Here is a 6,843-nt window from a genome sequence, read left to right on the forward strand (position 1 = left end):
TTGAAAAATTAGCAATTGAAAGGCATCCAGTAATGGAACGTTGGGAAACGCCTTATATGAAAGCTTTTGCTGCGTTAGTAACTCGAAATGGGGGTAACATATTAGAATGTGGTTTTGGCTGAGGAATATCGGCTCATGCTATTCAATCTTATTCTCCAAAAGAACATACAATTATAGAACAGCCTATTAATTGAGCGATCGCTTCTTAACCAGAGGCGATCGCTCTCCTCTTCATTTGAATTTCTATTGAATTCTTACTTTTGACTTTTGACTTTCTATGGTGCTAACTTACCTTTACCAAGTCTATTTTTTTCATACCATTCTGCTATATTCGGCACCCAATATTGAACATGAGGCCACATTAACTCACAAAGTTTTTGAATTTCTAATTGAGCATTCTTTTTCCAACGTAAATCCAAAAAATGTAGCAAACTACGACAATTAAAACTAACAACAAAATGCTGACGATAATCAAAAGGAATTTTTCCTCTTGCGTGTTCTTCAGACATTCCAAATTCCATATCAAGTTTGTATTTCTTAGCTGCCTCCAAACACCAATGTAAATCTTGTTCTCGTTGTTCAGCAGAATAATAATATTTTTTACCTTGACGGTCAGAATATTCCCCTACTGGACGTAAATAAAAAGCAGTTTCTATATCCGTTTTTCCCTCTGCAACTGCAATAACTTTTCCCGAACAAAATCGATAACTTTGTACATCGAAAGTAACTCCCACACGATGAGTTCTTGCTTGCTGCATAACACTATGAGGAAAAAAACCACAATTAAAAGTAATTTGAGGATGTTAAACTAAACAAGCTTATTTCCGGATTACTCCTTTATAAAGCCTGTTCGTCTTCAGAACCGGACGTGAGACTTTCACCTCATCACGGCTCCTCTCTTAAACGTCCCTTGTCATGGGTACATCCTTAAAATTCCACTTAAGATCTAATGAGTCCTAATGGTTCACTGCTTTTAAATCCTCGGCAGTTTTAACGTCGTGGCAATATCGGTACAACAGTTGTTTGTTTTTATAGGTGTTATCACCGCCTTCAGACCTGGGAACGATGTGGTCAACTTCGATTAAATCCATTGGTCTAAAGTGTAATCCACAAAATGCGCATTTACCTTTTTGTCGCTTAAGTAGCGTTGTAACTTCTTTTCTTACGCCAGGATGTTTGTCGATTCTGCTACTCCAATAAATCCAATCACCATCGTAGGGAGATTTATTACCTCTCACCTTGATGTGCCGTTCAATAGGTACGTCTGAGTGTTGGTTTAGTATAATCTTACCATTAGTAAAAACCCAATTTCTGGTTCCTTTTTGGTGAAAATACTTCTGTTTGACCCAGGTGGCTGACTTATTTGGATGTCTTCTACTTGCCCACCTCCATAGTCTTTTCCATAAGAGATTATCAAGTTTACTAAATGTCTCTTTGCTGACTACGGTTGAATAGTAGTTCGTCCATCCTCTGATTACCGGGTTTAGTTTACCTATAAGTGACTCTACTGGTGCATTTTTATGAGAGTCACATATATCTGCTAATTTCCGATAGTGAGTTCTTATACTCTTAGAGGATGGCTTAATCAGTGTTTTAAATCCTTGCTTGATTGACTTTACTTTCCATTGCCTGATTGTGAATCCTAAAAAGTCAAATCCGGGTTGATTCCTTTCATACTCTTTTAGGGTGTGGACAATTTTAGTCTTTTCTGGTTTTAGCTTTAATCCTTTTTGGTTTAACCATTCCTGTATCACGATTTTTGCTTGCCAGACTACTTCGATGTTCTCATGTAAGATGACGAAGTCATCCGCATAGCGTATTAGGATCAGACTCTTCATTTTGTCTCGCTGGCTTATTTGCCTACCGTTGTTACCTTTCATATCAAGGTTTTTTGCAAATGTCATGAGTCTTTCTTCCATACCGTGTAAGGCGATGTTTGCGCTTTTGGGGACTAATTACCCCTCCCTGTGGGGTTCCTTCCACAGTGTCTAGGAATTTATTGTTGTCAAACACTCCGGATTTTAACCATTGTTTGATTAGTCGTCTGTAGGGTGTTTGGCCAATTTTTCCTAGCAGTGCATCATGGTCAATTCGGTCAAAACACTTGGATATGTCAGCATCAAGGACATATTTGGGCTTTTTGTTGATGCTGGCATAGATGGCTGCAATAGCATCATGTGTTGACCGACCTGGCCTAAAACCATAGCTATTAGGTTCAAAGCGTGCTTCCCACTCTGGTTCCATACCTAACTTCACCAAGGCTTGTAACGCTCTGTCGTACATCGTCGGGATGCCTAATGGGCGTTTTTCATCTTTTCCTGGTTTTGGTATCCAGACTCTAAGGGTTGGACTTGCTTTGGGGTAGCGTGTGTTTAATAATTCGGCCAAGTTAAATCTCTGCATTGGAGGTAAGTTTTTAATCCCATCTACTCCAGCAGCTCTCTTTCCTTGGTTATCCTGTGTCACGCGCCTAACAGCTAGCAACCTTGCGTGGTAGCTTTTTAAAAGAAGTTTTTGGTATCTGTGCATCTTGCGGAATTCGCCACGACTAGATGCTCTGTAAATCAATTTTTGTAATTTGTATACAGATTTTTCTACCTTCTTCCAATCAATATCCTTCCATTTAAGGTTAGGATTGATTGAAACTTGTGAAAGCATATCCTCTGTATCCCATGCTACGCTTAAAAAGCGAGTGCGTAATTCTGAGGTCTCCTCAGAATGTAAGACGCACTCAAGAAAGGGCTTAGGATTCCCTAACTTTCTTTTTAGTGTCTGAGATTTATTCATTACTATTCATTGCCTTACATTACGTCTAACAGTGGGTACGTCTGCATTACTGCTTTTTACCCAATCCTACTCTCCCTAAGACCTACGTCCAAAATGCGCAGATTGACCTTGAATGGCTTCCTAAGATTTCGACCTATATGCTTAGGTGTCTTAGAGAGGTTTCCTCGTTCCCTTATTCCTTTTTACGGCTGATTTAGTGGGGCAAAATCTCCCGGAGGGTTTGGCATGGTTGTTGATCATAGCTAGAACATACTATTATCCATTAACCCTCTGACTTGTTGTCCTACATCCCATAGCTATCTTAGGGATGGATGGATGTTTCGAGAGTTTGATTACCTTCCTGTTCGTCCACTTGTCAGCCTCTGCTAGAAATCTCACTTGTTTGATAGTTAAAGCTTTGATCCCATTTAGGCCAGCTTCAGGGATTGATGTTCAGTCGCTACCCTGTGGCCTATGCTGTCAACCCAACAACAAGGCGGATGGAATTTCACCATCAAGGACATAAGAGTTATCCATTAGTCGAGGTTGTCCTCATGTATTGACTAAGGATGGCCATTTATATCTAGTTTTACTAGCTTATTGACCAACGAGTCGCACGCTCTATACATCCATAATGCCCACGGTCTCCTGCCAAAAGTCTCTTGACAATTATTTCACCACATTTTGTTTCCGTAGGCCAATTATCTTGTTCGTCAAATACAAATCCTTCACTATAGTTACCCTAAGCATATAAGTTACCTTATATACTCGGCTTCAGAACCGAACGTGAGACTTTCACCTCATTCGGCTCCTCAATTTAGGACTGCTGCCTTTGCTTGCAACGACTTCCCAGCATCATGTCTTTTGTCATGACAGTGTAAATGTAGTACTTCTAGATTTTTATCGGTATTGTTTCCACCTCTAGCTTTGTGCTCAATGTGGTGTTTTTCCAATATATCTCCAGTGCGCGAAAGTTAGTCCGCATTCGGTACATTTTCCTTCTTGTCTTTTCATGATTCTGGCTTTTTGAGAGTCTCAGGTTTTATATTTATCCCCTAATCTCTTTGACCAATAATTATCATCTCCATTGTCAGGGGAAGCATCTCCCTTGACTTTCACATACGTTTTACTCGCTTGTGTCTCGCGGTAATATGTTTGGGATTCCTAAGGGTCTTTGTTCCTTCCTTCCAGGTTTGGGTATCCAAACTCTTTTGGTTGGCGTGCTTTTATGACTTAACTTTAGCTTTTGAGCTAACTTTAGTGTTTCTGAGGGAGGAAGGGATTTTCTCCCATCTACCCCTGCTGTGTTCTTCCCTTTATTCTCCTGTGTGACTCTTCTTGCTACGATGAGTCTTGCTGACCAAGATTTGACAAGAAGTTTTTGTAGTTTGTGGGCTAACCTCACATTTCCACTTTTAGAAGCATTATAGATTCGTTTTTGGAGCTTGAAGACGTTTTATTCGGCTGCTTTCCAGTCTATGTCTTTCCATTCCAACGTTGATTTTATCTCTGTTCTGGACATATTTACTCCTACTTAAGAACGTATAATTCCTAAATCGTGAATCTGTGGGCATATCCAACTCATTACAAATTGGCATTAGCTTCGGATTCAATCCCATCTAAGGTGGCTTACGCTAGCTACTACTCAAAGATTCGACCACTTTAAGAGCCTATCCTTAGATTTAATTCGTTCCCATTTCCCGTTGGTATCAGTTTTAGGGTCTTCCTTTTTGCCGAGGTCATTTTGGAGTACCGATAAATATCAAGACTCATATTTATCCCTTAACCTTTGGTGATTTTGACCGCTGCGTATCAACCTAGTTTCGCAACTTTGCTGCTCACGACAAATATAGAAGTTCACTTTCGTTACCCATGACTGAATGCTTGCGAAAATTTTCCATTTAGGTTACGGTATTTGTTCGCTTTTATACCCGCTTCAATGTCAGTAGTCGCTACCTGCTTAACATTGGGGTATATGCTGTCATCGAGGTACTTTCGAGAAGGGACTTGTCAAATCTTGATATTTATTTAACGTAGTTATATTAACTTTTGTTAAATTTTGTCATGATCTGATGTTTATTGACCATGTGATTCTGGTCGTGATTTGACTCACCCTTACGGGAAGTGAGTTGTCTCGGTATCGGGTTTTATCCCTTCCCTATTGACCTGTCTTTCAATATAAAGACAGGTGCTGAGGCCATTACACCTCAAACGAACCGCACGTCTTGATGCAGAGCTGCATAAATTACCTGTTGAGGATTTGGAGTTTTAGCAATCACTTCTACCCGAAATTTATCCATAAAATTTTTCTATATTCAATCAATCTTATAGTTTTATAGTTGATTGATATCCAAGAACAATTATTATTAAAGCATCCTCAGATTGACTATCTAAAAAGTGATAGATTTTTCTTATTTTTGACTTTTAACTTAAACAAATGATACTTTCCCACCGTTTTACAGAAGCTTTAATCTACGCCACTGAGTTACACGCTACCCAAATAGGAAAACTTACAGAACATCCAACATTAAGATGGGTATTTCAATATTTGCAAGGAATTCACTTATTCACAATAAATGGTCGAAAACAAGTAATAAATCTTACATCAGAACGAAGCTTTATTTGAGAAATTTTACCCTCTACTTGTCAAAAATATTATCATTTTCTTTGTGGGTTTAATACCCCACCGTCAACGGGGGTGTTCAAAATTACTTGGGGGAGCGTAGACGCGGAGCGGCTTGTCGAAGACTATCCCCATGTAATTTTCCTCCTGTCTCCTGTCTTCCCCTCCTGGGAGGGGTTGGGGGTGGGTTGTCTCCTGTCTCCTTCTTCAAGACTGATTTGAGTGGTGTGCGACCACACTACCTAATACTCAAAATTGATTGACGCGATCTACGGGAGTATTGTTGCTCCTGTGTTTTCTGGTGATTATAGCAACTTATTGTTCAGGAACAATACTTTAACCCTCGCTTTTTTATCTATACAAGAATAAGTAGACTGATAATTCTGATGACGATGCTTGTACCTTTATTGTACTACATTTTGTGCTTCAAGATGTGGGTCACATTTCTCAGCTTTTAGGGGTAGTTAGTATTGCCCTTGAATATGGAATGAGGATGAGGCCATAGCAGCACTACTTCAGGATGCAATAGAAGATCAAGGTTGGCCACCTGATTTGGACAGAAATTAGACTACAGTTTGGAGAGAGTAACAGAAATAGTAGATGGTTGTACCGATACGGATACAACTCCGAAACCTCCTAGAGAGGAATGTAATGTTCTGTATAAATAAGTTTTCAATATACATATTTAATATAAGTAGTGAATTTAATTATGTAATCTTGAGTTTACAAGAGAATTATGAAATTCTGATGAAGATCATCGGGCCTAAAGGCCATAATTTTTAAAGTTTTGGTAAAGTTCCTCGAAACTACTTGAAATTGCTGATGCTGATTGTTAGGATACTAAGTAATAGAAAAAACTTTGAAATTCATGCTTACTATAAGCAATTAACTGTTGAATTCACAACCTATACTTTTGTGAATTCAAGTATATCTAGCTTTTTGATTGATCTGCAAATAAAATTGCGTTATCAAATATAATTGCCAAAATTTATGAGGTGCTAAAAAGGTTTTAATTATGGTTGAATCATTTACTTTAACTAAAAATCACGGAATACAGTTATTTGATGCAAAAAACAATGAAAATCTGGAAATAATCAATGACAAAACCAAAAACTCTAATTCTCCTTTAGATATTTTATTTTTAATTCCTCATCCTTTTTATCAAGACCGAGGTTCACCTATTGCTGATAATTTAGTTTTAAAATTTTTATCACAACAAAACGATAAAATTGATGTAGTAACCTATCCACAAGGGAAAGATGTTGACTATAAAAATACTAATATATACCGTACAATCAACATCCCATTTGTCAAGAATGTACGTCCTGGATTTTCTTGGAAGAAAATTATTTATGACCTATTAATGTTCCTAGAAGTAGCTAGACTACTTTCCAAGAAACGTTATAGTTTAATTCATGCTGTAGAAGAATCAGTATTTATCGCATTACTACTGA

The 6,843-nt window shown here is 38.2% G+C and carries 3 protein-coding genes and 4 pseudogenes; 3 read left to right on the forward strand and 4 right to left on the reverse strand.

Going from position 1 to position 6,843, the window contains the following annotated elements; translation table 11 throughout:
- Nucleotides 1-275: 275 nt before the first annotated feature.
- From thyX to F6K13_RS11935, 4 genes and pseudogenes are all read right to left on the reverse strand, one after another.
- Entirely contained in the window at nt 276-794 is a 519-nt protein-coding gene (gene thyX, locus F6K13_RS11920) for an FAD-dependent thymidylate synthase (protein WP_275670449.1), read from the reverse strand.
- A gap of 162 nt (nt 795-956) precedes the next feature.
- Nucleotides 957-2,787 (reverse strand): annotated as a pseudogene (ltrA, locus tag F6K13_RS35100) (group II intron reverse transcriptase/maturase).
- A 791-nt stretch (nt 2,788-3,578) separates the two neighbouring features.
- Complete coding sequence (locus F6K13_RS35105) at nt 3,579-3,719, reverse strand: HNH endonuclease signature motif containing protein (RefSeq protein WP_161564699.1); 141 nt, start codon at nt 3,717-3,719, stop codon at nt 3,579-3,581.
- A 173-nt stretch (nt 3,720-3,892) separates the two neighbouring features.
- Nucleotides 3,893-4,210, reverse strand: a pseudogene (locus F6K13_RS11935) (reverse transcriptase N-terminal domain-containing protein); the annotation flags it as partial.
- A 993-nt stretch (nt 4,211-5,203) separates the two neighbouring features.
- On the opposite strand from F6K13_RS11935, the gene F6K13_RS11940 reads away from it, so the two are divergent.
- From F6K13_RS11940 to F6K13_RS11950, 3 genes and pseudogenes are all read left to right on the forward strand, one after another.
- Entirely contained in the window at nt 5,204-5,392 is a 189-nt protein-coding gene (locus tag F6K13_RS11940) for a hypothetical protein (protein ID WP_124147204.1), read from the forward strand.
- Nucleotides 5,393-5,822: 430 nt separating this feature from the next.
- Nucleotides 5,823-6,027 (forward strand): annotated as a pseudogene (locus F6K13_RS35785) (HD domain-containing protein); the annotation flags it as partial.
- A gap of 377 nt (nt 6,028-6,404) precedes the next feature.
- Nucleotides 6,405-6,843, forward strand: a pseudogene (locus tag F6K13_RS11950) (hypothetical protein); the annotation flags it as partial.

This window comes from Okeania sp. SIO2B9 (genome assembly GCF_010672505.1).
In the GTDB taxonomy this organism is placed as follows: domain Bacteria; phylum Cyanobacteriota; class Cyanobacteriia; order Cyanobacteriales; family Microcoleaceae; genus Okeania; species Okeania hirsuta.

Bases quoted from the DNA above. Each gene is read 5' to 3' on its own strand.
- F6K13_RS11940 (WP_124147204.1), top strand. From the start codon at position 5,204: ATGATACTTTCCCACCGTTTTACAGAAGCTTTAATCTACGCCACTGAG.